Source organism: Neiella holothuriorum, from assembly GCF_019457915.1.
GTDB lineage: Bacteria > Pseudomonadota > Gammaproteobacteria > Enterobacterales > Neiellaceae > Neiella > Neiella holothuriorum.
In genome coordinates this window covers 13642-31320 of record NZ_JAHZSS010000024.1, presented here as the reverse complement: position 1 = coordinate 31320, position 17679 = coordinate 13642, and the positions used below count along the sequence as shown (strand labels likewise).

Below are 17679 nucleotides of genomic sequence, written 5' to 3'. Positions count from 1 at the left end.
TGCGTAACCCAAAGGAGACGTCATGATGATGACTCGTAACGCAAAACCAAAAGCACTTCGACCGTTTGCCGCCTATGCCACTGCCCTCGCGGCAGTGGCATTACTGGCTGCTTGCTCAGAAAAACCACCAGAGCCTTCAGCCGGCGAGCTGGTATTTAAGGGCACTTGTAAGGTCTGCCACGCACAAGGCATTAACGGCGCTCCGATCGTCGGTAACAAGAAAATGTGGGGGCCTCGCTTAGAGCAAGGTATTCCAACGTTAGTAGAACATGCCAGTAATGGTTACGGCTTAATGCCCGCCAAAGGTGGCAATACCGAACTCACCACAGAGCAAATCACTGCTGCGGTGGAGTACATGGTTGGCCAAGTCCAATAGTCAGCCAAGAGTAATAATTAAAGGAAATCAATATGTTTGGATTATTTAAAAAGAAAGAAGAAGCAGCAGTGTCGCCAGAAGAAAAAGCCGCGTCGGTGTTTGACAAGCTAGGTGGCGCGCCCGCCATTGATGCCGCCGTTGATATTTTCTACCGTAAAGTGTTGGCCGATGATCGGATCAGCCAGTTCTTTGATACCATCGACATGGAAGCTCAACACGTCAAACAAAAAGCGTTTTTGACCATGGCATTTGGCGGCCCGAATAACTATTCAGGTAAGGACATGCGTGCAGCGCATAAAGGAATGAATTTGACCGAAGTACACTTTAACGCGGTAGCAGAGCACTTGGTGGGCACGCTACAAGAACTTGGTGTTGGCCAAGAAGACATTGATAGTGTGGTGACTATTGCCGTTAGTGTGAAAGATGATGTCCTCAATCAGTAGTTGGCTAACAAAGCGCTTGCCCTCTAAGCGCGCTAAAACCATTGAGTTTGCTGGCAGCACCACATCGTTGCAAGAAAACGAGTCGGTACTTGATGGCCTGCTTCGGGCGGGTCATCAAATACCTTATGGCTGTCGAGGCGGCAGCTGCCAAAGCTGCATGATGCAATGCACCCAAGGTGACATTCCAGCGCCAGCACAGCAAGGACTCACCGCGGCTCAGAAAGAGCTTGGTTACTTTCTTGCCTGCAGCTGCACCCCCCAAAGTGCCATGGCCGTTGCGCTTAAGCCGCCGGCAGAAAAAGTGATTGCTCCGATTATCGACAAACAACAACTGAATGATGATGTCGTGCAATTGCGAGTGAAGGCCGAATTGGCGTATCGCGCGGGGCAATTTGTGAAGTTATTCCGCAATGGCGTTGTATCGCGCAGCTACTCGCTCGCTAGCGTTGCTGGCATTGATGACTACTTAGAGTTTCATATTAAGCGTGTTGAAGGCGGCAAGTTTAGCACTTGGGCTTATGACGAATTAGCCATCGGCGATGAAATCGCGTTAGAAGGGCCAAGTGGCGAATGTTTTTATAGCGTCACAGATCCGCAGCAACCCATGCTATTGGCAGGCTTAGGCACAGGACTTGCGCCATTGTACGGCATTGTTCGTGATGCCCTGCTCAACCATCAACACCAAGGGCCTATTCAGTTGGTTATTGGGGCTCGCACCAGTGAGCAACTCTATTTGTTGTCTGAATTGCAAGCGCTGGCATCCAGCCACAGTAACTTAACGGTACATTGTATTGCCCAACATGTAACTGCCGCGCCACGCCCTATTGAGCAGGCCAATATTTATGAGTTTTGCCAACAATTAGTACCCGACTGCAAAGGCTACAAAGTGTTTTTATGCGGCGCTGATTCGTTCGTCAAAAAGCTCAAAAAGCAATGCTTTCTGGCTGGCGCTAACATGGCAGATATTTCGGCAGATGCGTTTGTTGCAAACGGCTAGCCATTGCTACGTTAAGGTGCGGGTCCAGCAATTTCAGGGGGGCTAGCAATCGGCCATGAAATGTCGATAAGCCATATTGGCGGCGCACATACTCGGCAAATCCAGCACCAACAACAGCGCTAACAACAGTAAACCCTGCCGACGCAATGAACAGTACCCACGCAGATTACGCCGAAAATAACACGCCAATTAAAGCAAGTAATCGCATCGGAGAGGCAGCAATTGCCAATCACGGAGAGATTTGAACCAAGCTATCCCTCGAATGATGCTCATCCCCTTATCCTATTTGAATACCGACTGAATTAACGCTTCACTCAATTGGTAACTCAGGGTTAGCGCCCCAATCGGCCCATGAACCATCATACAAACACAGATTTTGATACCCAGCTACGGCGGCCGCTAGCAACACAATGCATGCCGTTATGCCAGAGCCACACGAGCCAATAAGCCGAGTGGAAGGATCTGCCACGCGCTCAGCTAGCAGCGCGGCAAGCTCATCAACGGGCTTGTATTGGCGTTGCTCTAATAACATTGCAAACGGTAAATTCAGCGCGCCGGGAATATGGCCAGAGCGCAGTCCCGCGCGAGGCTCCGCTTGCTGACCGTTAAAGCGGCCTGCGGCGCGGGCGTCAACAACGGCAACGTCCGGCGAGTGAAGTTGCGCCAGCAACTGTTGCGCATCACATACGCACTGAGGTTGGTAATTGGCAAGCAACGTGCCTTCACCAGAGCCGACATTGTATGTAGTTTGGCTGGAGCGATTATCCGCAAGCCAGCGGGGTAAGCCACCATCGAGCACATAGACGTTGCTAACCCCCATGACTCGAAATAGCCACCAAGCACGTGGGGCACTGTATACCCCCTGATTGTCATACAGCACAACTATCGAGTCAGTGTTAAGACCCGCCAGTTTTGCAAACGCGTTGAACTGCTCTGGCGTGGGCAGCGCATGAAGCTGGGTAGAATCCAAATCGCATAATGCGCCTTCCAAATCCATTTTTTGGGCGCCGGGAATCACCGTCAACGATTGGTATTCCAAGGGCTCAATACCAACCACTTTAGTCATACTGGCATCAAACAGGCGTAAATTATGATCGTCTAAATGATCGTTGAGCCATTGAGTTGAAACGAGTGGTGATGGCATATGAGCTCCAGTTTGCTGTCATTTAAAAACGGCTTACCACACTAAAATTGGCTATTTGACGGGCATTTGGTGCACCACACGCTGTGGAAATGGGATCTGCACTTGGGCTTGTTGTAAACTATCGAGCACCGCTTTGTTGATGGCATATTTGCGTTCAAAAAAGCTCAGGCTCGGCACCCACACGCGGTAGCCAATGACAATCGCGCTATCATCAAATCGGTCGATACCAACATTTGTAGCAACTTTTTGGTGCTCATCATTGCTAGTCTCATCATCCTCACGATTCAGATCTTGGCAAACCGTTTCAATCGCTTGCTGAACAACCGCTATGGCTTTTTCCATATCGCTGTCGTAGGCAACACCAACTTCCGATTCAATGACACGATAGGCACTGGAGTTGTGCACAATCTCGCCGACGATATGCTTATTGGGGATCAGAATTTCTTCGCCGTCTTCATTCTCTAATAACGTGTGGGCGAGCTTAATGTCCTTCACCACACCATGGACGCCCTGAACTCGAATGGTATTGCCGATAGTAAATAAACGCGTCAGGATGATCGTCAAACCGGCGGCGTAATTAGATAGCAGCCCCTGAAAGGCCAAGCCAGCACCCAGAGAAGCGGCACCAATGGCAGCCACAAACGGCGTGATGGCAATCCCCACCTGATTCAACGTCATCACTACAACGATGGTGATGACAATGATTTTCACCATGTTGGCGAGAAAATTCGCCAAAGTGACATCAACATTGTGGCGCAAACACAGGCCGTTCACCCAGTTCGCAATGCTCTTGGCAAGCCACAAGCCAATTAGCAATAAAACGATCGCACCTAGCAGCTGGAAGCTATATGTGACCAAAAATTCTGTAATTAGCTCATAGTACTTTTCAACATCAGCGATATTTTCTTGCATCGAGGTAAACGCTCCGGCAAACGGCAGGTACAAACAAAGGTAAAGCGAAATCACTTTACATCACAGATATTAGCTTAAAAGTTAGTAGCTTGCGTTACCAGCACAATAACTATGATCGGCCTCGCTAAAGTCATTAAAGCCGTTAAGATGGGAACCAACCTAAGGTTTTAGCATCGAATACTTTGCGCGAATGCGCCGACACATCAACAACGTAAATGTATCAATGGCGTTGTTCGCCAACTCACAGCCAAGGAGCCACTGTTGGATTCAGTTACTCAAATCGCCCTAGGCGCTGCCGTTGGCGGTGTGATTGGTCACAAACAACTGGGTTGGCGTGCTTATGCGCTAGGCGCTGCGCTTGGTACTTTGCCTGATCTGGACGTGCTGGTTCAATACGACAATGCGGTAGACAACGTTACTCGCCATCGCGGTTTTAGTCATTCGTTGTTCGTGCTCACCGCTCTATCGCCGGTGTTAGCGTGGCTTATTCAACGCTACCGTCATTGGCAACAATACAAGGTCAGTTTTTGGCGAATGTTGTTGCTGTGCTGGTTATGCTTGATTACTCACCCGTTGTTAGATGCCTTCACGAGTTATGGCACTCAATTGCTGTGGCCGTTGCAGCCACCGCCCACGAGTTGGTCGAGTATTTTCATCATCGATCCACTCTACACCTTGCCACTGTTGATTGGCGTAGGCTTTGCCATGTATTGGCGAACCGCCAAACAACCTCATCGCGGTTATTGGCCGAATGTTATTGGGCTAAGCGTTGCCAGCCTCTATTTAGCAATGAGCTTTGGCTTGGCACAACACATGCGAAGTGCAGGTCAACAGTCCACTCAAGCGCAACAGCTAGATGGCCAACTGTTTGTCAGCCCAACACCGTTTAACATTGCTCTGTGGCGAATCGTATTAGTCACTGAAAACGATTGGTACAGCGCCTATGTCAGTCTGTTTGATGATGATGCTTCGCCACAGTTTCATCATGGCGGCAAACTGAATCATCAACTTGGAAATGGCTTAGCGGACGTTGAGCGACTGGCTTGGTTTACCAACGGTTTTTATCACATCAACATCGAAGACGATCAATTGGTTGTGACCGATCTGCGCCTCGGCGTTGAGCCCATCATGCCGTTTCGTTTTGTCGTCGCACAACAACAAGGCGATCACTGGCAGCCCATCAAATCAGAGCAATTACCAACAAAGCGGCCGCGAGGCGATCAGTTAACTTGGTTGTGGCAACGTCTTCGAGGGCAAACGAACGAGGCACCAGCCGCCATTGATTATCAGCTACAGGATTAATGGGCCGCATGCTAATGCTTACAGCCTAATGCTTGAAGCAATTCAGGGCTAAGCTCGCTACGGTGATTGCTAGCAATATGCTGATACGTGCCATCAGCACGCATGGCCGCCAGCTGCAGATTGAAGTGTTCGATAATCGTTTGGTGTGCCGGATTGTCTTTCGACAACATGATGTGCACCGAGCGCACATCCAATGCCGGCACCAGCGCGGTGACTTGGTCTTGCCATTCGGGATGATGCTGTTCAATAAGGTGGGCCACATGCTGTTTTTCACAGGCGAATAAATCTATTCGCTTGGATATAAGCTTACTTAAATTCTGCAACTGACTGGTTACCTCTTGTTTGTCGAGGTAGTCAGCATGGTCGAATGCTTCAGAGATAGATGCGCCGCGCATCACGCCAATCTTGTAGCCGCGAAGATCATGCAGAGAATCAAATGACACGGGCTCATCCGCTCGGCCAAACAATGACAACTCGACGTCAACAACTGGATCAGAATAGTAGAATTTATTCTGACGCTCAGCGGTTAATAGCGCTCCTAAGATGCCATTAATATCGTTGTGCTCAGCCATTTGTATCGCGCGCTCAAATGGCGCGAATTTGACATCCAGCGAGTAGCCAGCACGAGCCAGTGCCTCACGAACAATTTCAGAGTAATAGCCCTGACCAGCGCTCTGCTCTGAAAAGTGAGGTGGAAATTCTGGCGTTGCGAGAACCACCGGCATACCTTCGGCACACACCAACCAAGGCGCAAGCAACAACATCCAGAAGATGCTTCCGATGACGGTCAGATTCCCCAACTTATTCACTGCTAAGTGCTCTTTAAACCAATATAAATAATGACTAATTAAGCTTGTAGACGTGGCCATCTTTCATCACGAAAGTCACCTGCTCTAGCTGCTTAATCTGCTCTAATGGGTCCTCGTCTACGGCAATTAAATCAGCCAACTTACCCACTTCAATGGAGCCCAGTTCATCATCAATACGCAACAGCTTTGCGGCATTCATGGTGGCACTTTCAATCGCATCCATGGGTGTCATGCCAGCTTCAACCATGTAGCCAAACTCACGACCGTTCAAGCCATGAGGGAACACACCGGCGTCGGTACCAAAGGCGATTTTGACGCCTTTTTTATAGGCTTTCTCAAAGGTTTGCTGAATTTGAGGCCCAACTGCAGCTGCTTTGGGTTGCACAATGGCTGGATAATAACCGTCAACGGCAGCTTTTTCGGCCACCCACTTGCCCGCGGTAATGGTCGGCACGTACCAAGTGCCGTGCTTGCGCATTAACTTAATGGCTTCATTGTCCATATAGGTGCCATGCTCTACCGAATCGACTCCCGCTCGAATGGCGCGCTTCATGCCTTCGGCGCCATGCGCATGGACCGCGACAACAAAGTTATAATCTTTGGCTGCGGCCATAATGGCTTCGAGTTCATCGTCGGTGAATTGAGGGTTTTCACCGCTTTTTGCCAAACTAAGCACGCCTCCGGTCACCGTTAGCTTAATCACATCAACACCATCTTTGTAATGTTGGCGAATCGCTTTATAAGCATCTTCAGGGCTGTTAATCACCCCTTGTTTGGGGCCCGGATCGCCTTGCCATACTTGATTGAAGCCATTCGTCGGATCAGCATGACCACCGGTCGTCGCAATGCTTTTACCAGCCGTGTAAACCCGAGGGCCGACAACCCAGCCTTTGCTAATTGCATCGCGCAAACTGGTGGTTAAACCGGGAGAAAACTCGCCTAAATCACGTACAGTGGTAAAACCCGCCAGCAAGGTGTCTTTGGCATAACCGACCGACCGAAAAGCATAGTCAGGCGGATTCAAGGTGAACTTTTCACGGTAATAGGCGGGGGTGATTTCGCCAGATAGATGGGTGTGCATATCCATCAATCCGGGCAAGACAGTTTTGGCTTTTAGATCGAGTAGTTGCTCGTCATCGGTCGGGCTTACATAACCCGATTCAACCGCAGTAATGCGATTGCCTTCAATGCGAATGGAAACTTGCTGCTTAGGTTTGGCGCCGGTGCCATCAATCAGTTGGCCGGCATGGATCAAATAGTTATCAGCGTGAGCGGATGAAATCGTGAACAGAACGGCCGCCGCCGCGAGTACTATTGTTGCGCGCATTGCAGAGTTTCCTTGTGTCAGGCAATTATGAAACTAGCCTACCGCCAATACGAGCGCCTGAACAAGGTTCACCAAGCGAACGCTGACTTAGATCATGGTTTCATAGAGTTGCTGCCGGCTATCGCCCATGCAGCGGTGTACTTCAATAGAGATATGTACCAAACCACTATTTTGCGGCAGGCGTTCCTTATAGGCCTGTGGCGGTAACGGATCATGTGCAACCACAGACAACACCAAAGCATAACGATTGGGGCCAATCACCCACAGATGCAAATCGGCTACTTTGCTATCTCCATCTTCTTCAATCGAACTTTGGACTTTATTGCGCAAGGTTTCATCGCCTTGGCAATCGAGCAATACGGAGCTAGTTGCACGAATTAATCCGACTGACCACCACGCCACCAGCAAGGCGCCAACGATCCCCATGATTGGGTCCATCCAAGTAAAGCCAAACCACTTGGCAGCCAACAGTGCAACAATCGCGAGTACCGAGGTCAGCGCATCAGCCATCACATGTAGATAGGCGGATTTAAGGTTGTGATCATGTTTATGGCCATGATCGTGGTGTTCGTGATGTGAGTGGTCATCAGAAGAGTGGCTGTGATGATGGTGATCATGTCCGTGTGAGTGGTCATGTCCGTGAGAATGGTCATGCCCATGTTCGCCTAAGATCCACACACATAGACCATTAACGACTAAACCTAGCACCGCTACAGCAATGGCTTCGTTGTACAGAATCGCTGTTGGATTCAATAAACGGTCAATGCTTTCCCACGCCATCATCAGAGCAAATAGCGCCAATAAAATTGCCCCAGCAAAGCCACCGAGCGCGTTCACCTTGCCAGTGCCAAAACTATAGCGCGGGTCATCGGCGTGGCGACGAGCATAAATATAGGCAAATGCGGTCACGGTCAACGCAGCAGCATGAGAGCCCATATGCAAACCGTCGGCAAGTAGTGCCATCGAGCCAAATAAAATGCCAGTGGTGATTTCCACCACCATCATGACAGCGGTAATGGCAATCACGATCAAAGTTCTGGCTTCACCCGCACGCTTTTGCTTTTGGCCAAAGCTGTGGTCATGAGTCCAAGGACCGAGATCATTCGTATGCATAAAGGTTTATCCGTCTGGCAGCCGCACAGGTCATCCATAAAATGAAACGGCGACGAGCAAAAAATTTAACACTTAAAGAAGGATACTAATGCAGGATTGGAGTGTGACCAAGATCTAATTTATCTATGACGTGCAGATCGTTGACGATCATCCATCGCTAACACGGTCTTGGCAGCCGAATAACTGGCGACTAAATAAGGGACTAAATAGGTCAACCCTATCTGCCACAGCTGGCCTAAATAGACGTGACCACTCAGTAGCGACGGGCCATGATTGATCAAAACAAGTAGCGAGCCCACGACCAAAGCAATACGTACCGAGGTCGTCACAATCGACGGGCGAAGCGCAGTTAAAATGAGACGAGTCATATCGGGTAATGCCAGTGGCAGCAATTCACGTCATTTAATCACAGTTAGTCGGCAGGTGCGATGACGCAACCTGCCTTCCTCACGAACCTTACTCAGCGGGCTTACTTTGGTATTTCTCAAACCACGCCAAAATGTTGCCAATCTTGCGAATCAAATTACTTGGCTTAGCTGCAATACCATGATGCGCTTCAGCAATACGAACTAAGGCAGAATCGACCTGTTGCAGCCGTAATGCTTGATAGTACTGCTCGGTTTCGCTCATGGGGGTGCGGTAATCCACCTCTCCGGTCAGCAACATGGTAGGCGTCGTCACATTACCAACCAACGACAACGGCGAGTGTTGCCATAAGTGATCGGCAATTTCCCACGGCTTACCCGGCATCCAGTATTGCGAGAAATACGGATACATATCTGCAGTCAGCGCAAAGCTGAGCCAGTTAATAACCGGTTTAGCAACCACTGCTGCCGCAAAGCGATCAGTTTTACCGACAATCCACGCCGTTAATACGCCACCGCCAGAGCCGCCCGTAACAAACAGTTGCGACGAATCGATATAGCCTTGAGCAATAACAGTATCAACCACATCCATCAAATCTTGATAATCATCCGATGGGTAATTGTGATGAATCAGGTTGGCAAATTCTTCACCGTAGGACGAGCTTCCGCGCGGGTTAGCCCACACCACCACATAACCAGCGGCGGCCATTAGTTGCACTTCCGCACTGAAATTAGGACCGTAGGCGGCATGCGGGCCACCATGGATTTCTAGAATCAGCGGGTATTTTTTGCTGCTATCGAAATTCGGTGGCAGCGCAACCCAAGCGCCAATATCGCGCTTATCGACCGATGACTTCACCTTGATGATTTTAACCTCGGCCAAGGGTTTATGATCCAGTAAATCTTGATTTAGGTGAGTTAACTGGCGTGTTTTACCGCGCTTGGTTAGTACCGCTAGATCGGCAGGGCGTTTGGTGTCGCTTTGGCTAAACACAATATCGCCACTATCGCTCACGCGAAAATCACCTGACGTATACGGGCGGCCTAACGACTGCCCCCCCAAGCGAACATCAAGACGTTTGATATCGCCTTTCAAGCTAACAAAAGCTAGCTTACGAGTACCTTGGTCATCATAACTGACGTACAAGCCGGAGTTATCAGCAGCCCACTGATAACGATTCACCGAGCGGTCTAAATTGCCGGTTAATAGCGTTTGCTTTTTACCGTCTGGCGACATGATGGCCAAACGAGACACTTGATAACCAAGCTTGCGATCATCGACATTCAGAAATGCCAACCATTTGCCGTTCGGACTTAATGAAGGGGCGCTCTCTGGGCCGGCTTTACTGGTTAATTGGGTGAGTTCCGCAGAAGCCACATCAAGCCGATATAAATCGCTTTCTAGCGGCCGCAATTCCCAATCTTCATGGCGATCGGCAGACAGAATTAGCGCCGAAGAATCAGCCGTCCAAGCCAGAGGACCTCCGATTGGCGATTGCTCGAACGTTAACTGACGCGGCGTGCCGCCTTCGGCAGGCACCACATAAATCTGACTGAAGCCCGATTTGGCGTAACCACCATTGTTGGAGCGATATAACGTGCTGTCGATATACTGCTCAGCACCGGCCCACTTAGCGCCTTTGGGGGCTTTGGGCATATCGGTAAACAATGGTTTAGCAGGCTCAGGGGTAAACATAGTAAATGCCAACCACTTGCCGTCCGGAGACCAGACGATGGCAGACGGTGAGCGTTGCAGATTAGTAACACGCGCCGAGCGGCCCGAATCGAGCCATTTAATATAAAGCTGATTGTCCCCTTCATGGCTGGCCAAATACGCCATTTTAGAACCATCAGGAGAGAAACGCGCCATGCGATAGTTGGCTTTACCGGAGAACAATGGCTGATGATTGCTGCCATCTAAGTTCACTTGCCACAGGTTAATGCGAGTTCTGTCGGTCATGATATCCATCGACCGCCGTTCATACACCACCGCATCGCCATCAGGAGTAATTCTGGGGGCCGCCGCATATTCCAGCTCAAATAAATCGGTATAAGAAAACGACGTATTTCGCTCCGCACTGGCGGGAGCCACAATCATCGCAGAAGCGAAAAGAGCAACGCTACAGCGGGCGAGCAAACGGTTAAACCTGGCGGGGCTAAAAAAAGAACGGTGAGCAGTCGGCATGACGTCATCCTTGCTTGAGGCCAAACTGTTGTTATACCTAAGGGCAGTCCAACCTGTCCATACAATCGATGTAACCAACCATGAGCAGAGCATGCATTCGGCCCTGGTGATGGCCATTTAACCAGCAATCGAACTCCGCTTGATCCACAACAAGCAGCGCGAATCAAAGCCTCCTACAATGCCGGCCATGCAAGCAGAGCAACATTATTACACCTTCGGCCGCTACCTAAAGAAAACTTGGGGACGCAAAATCCGCAAGCTATCGCTACACGGCAGTTTTACCTGCCCGAATCGCGATGGCACGTTAGGGCGTGGCGGGTGCACCTTTTGTAATGTGTCGTCTTTTGTAGACGAACAGGCCGATGGCCAACGCATTGCCGTTCAGCTCGAACAGCGTAAACAAGAGCTAACCCGCAAAGCCGATGCTTACCTCGCCTACTTTCAGGCTTACACCAGCACTTATGGCGAAGTAGAGCAATTGCGGCGCCTTTATAATGCCGCGCTAGCTGAGCGAGATGTGATTGGCTTGAGTGTGGGCACTCGTCCAGATTGCGTACCGGATGAAGTGTTAGCGCTGCTAGCGGATTATCAGCAGCAGGGGCAAGAAGTTTGGCTAGAGCTAGGGCTACAAACCGCTCACTCCGACACCTTAAAGCGGATTAACCGCGGCCATGATTTTTCGGCTTATGCCGATGCTGTGGCGCGTGCACAAAAATTTGGCCTCAAAGTTTGTTGTCACTTGATTATGGGGCTGCCCGGCGAGCATCAAGCACATGCCGAACAGAGTTTGCAGCAGGTGTTATCGGTTGGTGTTGACGGCTTGAAATTGCATCCATTGCACATCGTATCAGGCAGTACCATGGCCAAGGCGTGGCAAGCGGGGCGCCAACAGATCATTGGGTTAGAAGAATATGCCGACATTGCCGCCAGATTGATTCAGCTAACCCCAGCAGACGTCGTATTCCATCGTATTAGCGCCCACGCCCGACCACCAACACTGTTGGCTCCTGATTGGTGTCAGGATCGCTGGTTAGCCCCTCGCCATATTTTACAACGGCTAGAGGCGCAAGGCGGCCAAGGCTGCTTAACTAACGCACCTTATTTGGCGGCTGCCGAAACAAGCGCTTAACGTCGACTACACTGTACGGGTCGCACATTGCAGGCGCTTGCTGTATCCTTCCGGCCCCTGCCATCATCGAGCCAGCTTCATCCTGTGAAGCAAACGCCATCGATCTGGTCTTCGAAGGAGATTGTTCTCCTTCAAATAATTACCTAATAAAGAGAAATGTCGCCATGCAATTTAGTGAACTGGATCTCCACCAAGCCCTACTTGATGCCGTGGCGGCAGCAGGTTATGACACCCCATCACCCATTCAGGCTCAAGCGATCCCTGCGGTTTTGGCTGGACACGATGTCATGGCGGCAGCGCAAACAGGTACAGGTAAAACCGCTGGCTTTACCCTGCCGATCTTACATAACCTCAGCAAAGGTCAACGCGCGAAGCCGAATCACATTCGTTGCCTGATCTTGACGCCAACCCGAGAGCTAGCTGCTCAGGTCAGCGCGAGCGTGTCGACTTATGGTAAAAACCTGCCCCTCTCCAGTACCGAAGTATTTGGTGGCGTTGGCATTAACCCACAAATGATGCGTTTACGCAGAGGCATTGATGTCTTGGTGGCCACACCAGGCCGCTTACTCGATTTGTTTCAGCAAAAAGCAGTCAAATTTAGTCAGTTAGAAGTATTGGTGTTAGATGAAGCCGATCGCATGTTGGACATGGGCTTTATCCACGACATTAAAAAGATCATTGCACAGTTGCCGAAAAAACGTCAGAACCTGCTGTTCTCAGCAACGTTTTCGGAAGAAATTCGACAACTTGCCAAAGGCTTAGTGCATCAGCCCGTAGAAATCTCAGTCACCCCGCGCAATAGTACTGCGACGACCGTTGCCCAATGGCTACACCCGGTCGACAAAAGTAAAAAATCAGCCGCGCTCTCTCATCTGATTAAGCACAACAACTGGCAACAGGTGTTGATTTTCACCCGTACCAAACACGGTGCAAACCGACTGACCCGCCACTTAGAAGGCCGAGGCATCGAAGCGGCCGCTATTCATGGTAATAAAAGCCAAGGGGCCCGTACCAAAGCATTGGCCGACTTTAAATCCGGTGCGATTCGAGCCTTAGTCGCCACCGACATTGCTGCCCGCGGCTTGGATATTGACCAGCTGCCGCAAGTGGTCAACTTTGATTTGCCGAACGTGGCGGAAGATTATGTTCACCGGATTGGTCGTACTGGCCGAGCAGGCGCCACCGGACAAGCCATTTCATTGGTGTCTGCCGACGAGTCGAAGCAGCTCGGTGACATTGAGTCACTGACTCAAAAGCTCATTGAGCGCAAACCACTGGCGAGTTTTGAACCCGTTCACAAGTTGCCGCCGTCGAAGTTACGGGCACCGAAGAAGCCCAAAAAACCTAAGAAGCCAAAAGCTTCTCAGACCGGTAATCAACACCAACCGAGCCAAGGCGAGCGTCATACGCCATCGCGCTCAGGCAATAACACCGGCAACAAGTCGCGTTCATCAAACGACAAATCGAGCCCTTGGAGCAATAAGCCCAAGCAACAATCGACACGACGCCCAACCAAGCCGGCAAACCGCGCGAATTAATCGTTTGCCAGCGCTTGCTGGCAAAGATCATCAATGGCTTGAGCCATCGTTGGTTCCACATCAAACTGGTTTTGCAGATGCCGCAAGATCGCCAATGCCGATTGCGCATTGCGGTTGTATCCTTGTGCCATTTGCAACAGCCAGTGATTCGAATGCTGGTGTCGCATTTCAAATCGTCGCTCCAAACTAAAGGGATCCGCTGGCGGGCTGCTGTCATTCGCTTGGCGTTGCTCAGTCAACTCAATGATCCGGTCGAGGGCATAGACCTGCACAAAACGCATGGCCGATAACCGTTCGCCACGCACATCCCGCTGCATTCCCACAAGCAAATTGGTTAATGCCTCTCCCACTAACCACTCAGCTGACGACATGGTGGGCTGCGGTAATGGCTGTTTCGGTTCAAGCATCGATGGGTCAATTGCTGGCCGATGCCAAATGACTTGGCCCGGCGCATAAGTCACCGATGCCAACTCGGCGAGTTCAAACACCGCAAACTCACAAAACACGCCATCGGCATACAAGGCTTTGCAACCATCGGCCGTATTGGCAAACCGATAAGCCAGCGGCGCGGGATCTGATAGCCAGCTCATATCTGATAACAATTGATGCTTTTTGCCGGGCGCGGCAATAACAAAAAAGTCGAGGTCGGAATATTGATCTAAGCGTTCGCGTTCTAAACCAACGGATCCCAAACCCAGTAAGGCTACGGCTGATGGCCGTTTAGCGAGCGCTTCGGCGATTTGCTGCAGACGAGATAGCAACAATGCAACCTGAGGCATATCAATCCCCTATACCAACGAGAGAAAGTGATAAGAATAGGCGCAAATTGCGGTGCAATGATTACATCAAACGAATGATGTCAGTTTTTTTAACGCCTTGGCCTAGCCCCATATCTTCGAGCGGCGAGAAGATGTCTTGAACGATGGATTGAAGTGGAATACCAGCAAAGAGTACGGCATAAACCTCGCCGTTTTTCAGCAGCGGGAAATAGCAGGCGATATAGCTCTGACCGAATAACGTGACTCGGTTGCTGAATTCATGCCCTTCGAGCAGTTGTTGATAACCGGCATGGCTCTCACCCAAAAACGAGCCGATGGCTCGCGTGCCGTCGCCCTTATTGAGGGTCGTTGCAACGCGCACAAAGTCACTACCTTCGCGTACAAATACAGTGGCATGGCTACCGGTTGCTTCTAAGAAGCGGTCGACCATTTCAATATTGGCGCTAACGGGCACACCGTTAATCAGCAATTGATTTACTTCAACGCCATCAACCAACTCTCGACGTTGGCTTGGTGATAGGTTCACCAACTCATGCTCGCGCCAGCCTGTTAGTTGCTCACGCACAGTATCTAGCGTTGTGGCATAGGCTAACGCATGCTCAGCGCTACCTTGGCCCGGAACTGGACACGCCTTGCCGTTATCGCTGCTATTGGAAGATAAATGGAATTGATGAAACGTCATGCCGGCAGTGGCAACAGTACACAGCATAATCAACGCTAAAAGCCCGAGCTTAAGCTGTTGTAAACTGGTTAGCTGTAAAATCTGTTGAACCATCACCGAACCACAATAAAAGAAACGCCCTATGGGCAGCGGAATCATGCTACCCATAGAGCGTTTCACGTTTATTGCTTTAAAACAACAAACTCGCAACAAAATGGCAACAAGCCATATTGCTGCATCGTCCAGTTATTTTTTATTCGCCCGGTTCAACTCGTACAGTTGATCGGTCAGCTCAATCGATTCGTCCAGTAAACGAGGCTTGGCCCCTTCGACCCAATCCCCTTTGCTCGCCTTAATTTGTTGTAGCTTTAAGGCCAGCAGCTCAATGGACTCCTCCATTTTCCCGTCTTGCTCAATCACCTGCGGCTGCGGTACTTGAGCATTTTTCTGTAACGAAGGATCAATGATCCAATGTGTTAGCGCCCAGCCTAAGACCATGCCAAACAGCACCTTGACTGCGGCGGAGGCGTAATTGGGTTTACGTCGTTCCATTGTGTGCTCCTCTTCGTTGGATGCCATGATCCCTGCACTTCAACTTTGGCTGTTAGTTTATGATTCCGCAAAATAAGTTAGTGCATCTGAGGGCTTTCTCAAGATTTTTTAAAACTCAAACCACCTTTAGTAAATTAGTGCTAGGCCACAAACCGGCAAACAAAAGGCGCTCAGTTGTCGTTTTTAAATGGTCATGAGGTACATTTATGTAAATGACATTTTAAAAATTAATGAATTCTAATTTAATGCGACACCACTGCTTCTGGCTCTTACTGCTAACCCTATTCTGCAGCAGCAGCTTAGCAACAACGATTCAACTTGATCGTCATACGGTCAAGCTAGGGCTGGCGGGCAAAGCCGAACTACTCGAAGATATTAATGGCGAGCTAGATCTCGAACAGATCATCGCCATGCATCAGCAGGGGCTCTTTCAGCCGTTTACGGTCGCTCAAAGCAATCGTGGTGTTACTCGAAGTCACTATTGGTTGGCCTTTACCTTAGTTAACGAATCTGATGAACCTCTGACTTGGGTGCTCACGCCGGAAACCAGTTATCTCGATGACCTAACGCTTTACACGCGCAGCCAACAGGATGATTGGCAACGACACGTTAGAAGCGATCATGATGTTTTTAACCAGCGAGACCAACAGTACCGATTACTCAACGTACGCTACAGCCAAGCACCACAAAGCACTGTCCAAGCCTATCTAAAGCTATCCAATCGCACTTTAGAAACCGTGAGCATTCAGGGGTACGTGTCCGAGCAAGGCGCCTTCACCGATCACCTGATTGAAGAAAACCTGCTGTTTGGCATTTATTACGGGCTATTTTTTGGCATGACATTGTTTGCCTTTGCACTGTGGCGCTACTCTGGCGTGAGGAAGTCGCCTTACTTTGGCTACTTTTTTGTTTACCTGAGCCTGTCCATGTTGATGTGGGCTTCACTTAACGGGTTTAGCTTTCAGTTTCTTTGGCCACAGCATCCGTGGCTGTTTAATCAGTCGTTTCACATCATTTACCTCGGCGTTGCGATTTTCTCGTTTCAATTCAGCCGCTACCTGCTTAACACGCCAACGTTATTGCCCAAAATAGATAAAGCCTTGCTGGGATTAATTGCCATTTATTTGCTGGCAATACCACTTCGGTTACTGGGCTTTTACGATCTTGTTTTATACATCTCGTTTTTCAGCCTTCTGAGCATGACCATTCAACCGTTATTGGGTTGGATGTGTTATCAGCGAGGCAACCAGTATGTGGTGTTCTACATCATTGCTTGGATCCCTTACTCAATTAGCTTATTTGCCAGCTTAATATCTGCCACCAGCGAATGGTCGACCTTCGGCATGAGCACGTTAAACATGTCTCAGTTAGCGGTGTTGTTCGAATGCTTTATGCTGGTTCTGGCGATGCTTGCCAAGATGAAACACTCGTCTCACAAACTACAGGCCGAAGCCGAGCTGTCGATGATTGACTCCCTCACTCAATTAAAAAACCGGCGCTACATCGAACAATGTTCAGCACAATTGGCGGAGCAAGTGGAGTCAGGCGTTGAATATTGGCTGTTACTCATTGATTTAGACGACTTCAAACAAATCAATGATAAACATGGTCATGTGGTCGGCGATCAAGTGTTGCAGGAACTAGCCACCATTTTGAAAAATGAATGCCGCTCGGTCGATGTTGCCGCACGGTGGGGAGGCGAAGAATTTGTCATTATCACCAATGTGATTAATCAACGCATGGCTTTGATTATCGCCGAACGCATACGCCGTACCTTCGCCAAACAAGTGAGCCAAGCCAATGGCAACCAAGTGCCACATACATTGAGCATCGGCCTTGCTAAATGGGATGCGGCTGGCAACCAAACCTTCTCACATTGTTTCGAGCAAGCCGATCAAGCGCTTTATCACGCCAAACAAAATGGCCGCAATCAAGTGGTGAGTTATCACGCCGAGCTAGCAAACGAGCAAATCGTCACGCCAGTGCAGAAATAAACCGCAGCTCGTCGCACATCCAGTTGCCCATAAAAAAACGCCCTGACCAAGTC

At 49.8% G+C, this 17679-nt stretch carries 17 protein-coding genes; 7 read left to right on the top strand and 10 right to left on the bottom strand.

Annotated elements, in window-relative coordinates; all coding sequences use genetic code 11:
- Positions 1-22 precede the first annotated feature (22 nt).
- From K0504_RS15940 to K0504_RS15930, 3 genes are read left to right on the top strand one after another with little or no spacing between them, the layout of a single operon-like run.
- The gene (locus K0504_RS15940) at positions 23-376 is read left to right on the top strand and encodes a c-type cytochrome (RefSeq protein WP_225918188.1); all 354 of its coding nucleotides are present in this window, start codon (positions 23-25) and stop codon (positions 374-376) included.
- A gap of 32 nt (positions 377-408) precedes the next feature.
- On the top strand, positions 409-819 hold the full coding sequence (locus K0504_RS15935) for a group I truncated hemoglobin (protein WP_220105152.1): 411 nt from the start codon (positions 409-411) through the stop codon (positions 817-819).
- Positions 800-1816: a 2Fe-2S iron-sulfur cluster-binding protein gene (locus K0504_RS15930; protein WP_220105151.1), complete on the top strand. Its 1017-nt coding sequence runs from the start codon at positions 800-802 to the stop codon at positions 1814-1816. Before K0504_RS15935 ends, K0504_RS15930 begins: the two co-directional genes overlap by 20 nt.
- A gap of 310 nt (positions 1817-2126) precedes the next feature.
- On the opposite strand, the gene K0504_RS15925 is transcribed toward K0504_RS15930, so the two are convergent.
- Positions 2127-2960, bottom strand: coding sequence for a sulfurtransferase (locus tag K0504_RS15925; RefSeq protein WP_220105150.1), 834 nt, complete (start codon positions 2958-2960; stop codon positions 2127-2129).
- 51 nt (positions 2961-3011) lie between these two features.
- A complete protein-coding gene (locus K0504_RS15920) occupies positions 3012-3872 on the bottom strand; it encodes a mechanosensitive ion channel family protein (RefSeq protein WP_220105149.1) in 861 nt (286 codons plus the stop codon).
- 261 nt (positions 3873-4133) lie between these two features.
- Here K0504_RS15920 and K0504_RS15915 point away from each other — a divergent pair, with 261 nt between their 5' ends.
- Entirely contained in the window at positions 4134-5174 is a 1041-nt protein-coding gene (locus tag K0504_RS15915; RefSeq protein WP_220105148.1) for a metal-dependent hydrolase, read from the top strand.
- 11 nt (positions 5175-5185) lie between these two features.
- Here K0504_RS15915 and K0504_RS15910 read toward each other — a convergent pair whose 3' ends face one another.
- From K0504_RS15910 to K0504_RS15890, 5 genes are all read right to left on the bottom strand, one after another.
- Positions 5186-6043, bottom strand: a complete 858-nt coding sequence (locus K0504_RS15910) for a substrate-binding periplasmic protein (protein WP_220105147.1) — start codon at positions 6041-6043, stop codon at positions 5186-5188.
- Positions 6018-7310: a metal-dependent hydrolase family protein gene (locus K0504_RS15905; RefSeq protein WP_220105146.1), complete on the bottom strand. Its 1293-nt coding sequence runs from the start codon at positions 7308-7310 to the stop codon at positions 6018-6020. The genes K0504_RS15910 and K0504_RS15905 overlap by 26 nt, the downstream gene beginning before the upstream one ends.
- 87 nt (positions 7311-7397) lie before the next feature.
- Positions 7398-8423, bottom strand: coding sequence for a CDF family Co(II)/Ni(II) efflux transporter DmeF (gene dmeF / locus K0504_RS15900; RefSeq protein WP_220105145.1), 1026 nt, complete (start codon positions 8421-8423; stop codon positions 7398-7400).
- A 119-nt stretch (positions 8424-8542) separates the two neighbouring features.
- On the bottom strand, positions 8543-8791 hold the full coding sequence (gene nrtS, locus K0504_RS15895) for a nitrate/nitrite transporter NrtS (RefSeq protein ID WP_220105144.1): 249 nt from the start codon (positions 8789-8791) through the stop codon (positions 8543-8545).
- Positions 8792-8879: 88 nt separating this feature from the next.
- On the bottom strand, positions 8880-10973 hold the full coding sequence (locus tag K0504_RS15890; protein WP_220105143.1) for a S9 family peptidase: 2094 nt from the start codon (positions 10971-10973) through the stop codon (positions 8880-8882).
- 187 nt (positions 10974-11160) lie between these two features.
- Here K0504_RS15890 and K0504_RS15885 point away from each other — a divergent pair, with 187 nt between their 5' ends.
- Positions 11161-12102 (top strand): TIGR01212 family radical SAM protein, encoded by a 942-nt coding sequence (locus K0504_RS15885; RefSeq protein ID WP_220105193.1) that lies wholly within the window; start codon positions 11161-11163, stop codon positions 12100-12102.
- Positions 12103-12266: 164 nt separating this feature from the next.
- A complete protein-coding gene (locus K0504_RS15880) occupies positions 12267-13640 on the top strand; it encodes a DEAD/DEAH box helicase (protein ID WP_220105142.1) in 1374 nt (457 codons plus the stop codon).
- Here K0504_RS15880 and K0504_RS15875 read toward each other — a convergent pair.
- The 3 genes from K0504_RS15875 to K0504_RS15865 form a co-directional block, all read right to left on the bottom strand.
- Positions 13637-14419, bottom strand: coding sequence for a hypothetical protein (locus K0504_RS15875; protein WP_220105141.1), 783 nt, complete (start codon positions 14417-14419; stop codon positions 13637-13639). The two genes, K0504_RS15880 and K0504_RS15875, sit on opposite strands and share 4 nt — an antisense overlap.
- Before the next feature lie 61 nt (positions 14420-14480).
- Positions 14481-15260 (bottom strand): Cache 3/Cache 2 fusion domain-containing protein, encoded by a 780-nt coding sequence (locus K0504_RS15870; RefSeq protein ID WP_220105140.1) that lies wholly within the window; start codon positions 15258-15260, stop codon positions 14481-14483.
- A gap of 66 nt (positions 15261-15326) precedes the next feature.
- Positions 15327-15632: a hypothetical protein gene (locus tag K0504_RS15865; RefSeq protein WP_220105139.1), complete on the bottom strand. Its 306-nt coding sequence runs from the start codon at positions 15630-15632 to the stop codon at positions 15327-15329.
- Positions 15633-15877: 245 nt separating this feature from the next.
- Between K0504_RS15865 and K0504_RS15860 the strand changes: the two genes are divergently transcribed.
- The gene (locus K0504_RS15860; RefSeq protein ID WP_220105138.1) at positions 15878-17626 is read left to right on the top strand and encodes a sensor domain-containing diguanylate cyclase; all 1749 of its coding nucleotides are present in this window, start codon (positions 15878-15880) and stop codon (positions 17624-17626) included.
- The last annotated feature ends 53 nt before the right edge of the window (positions 17627-17679 follow it).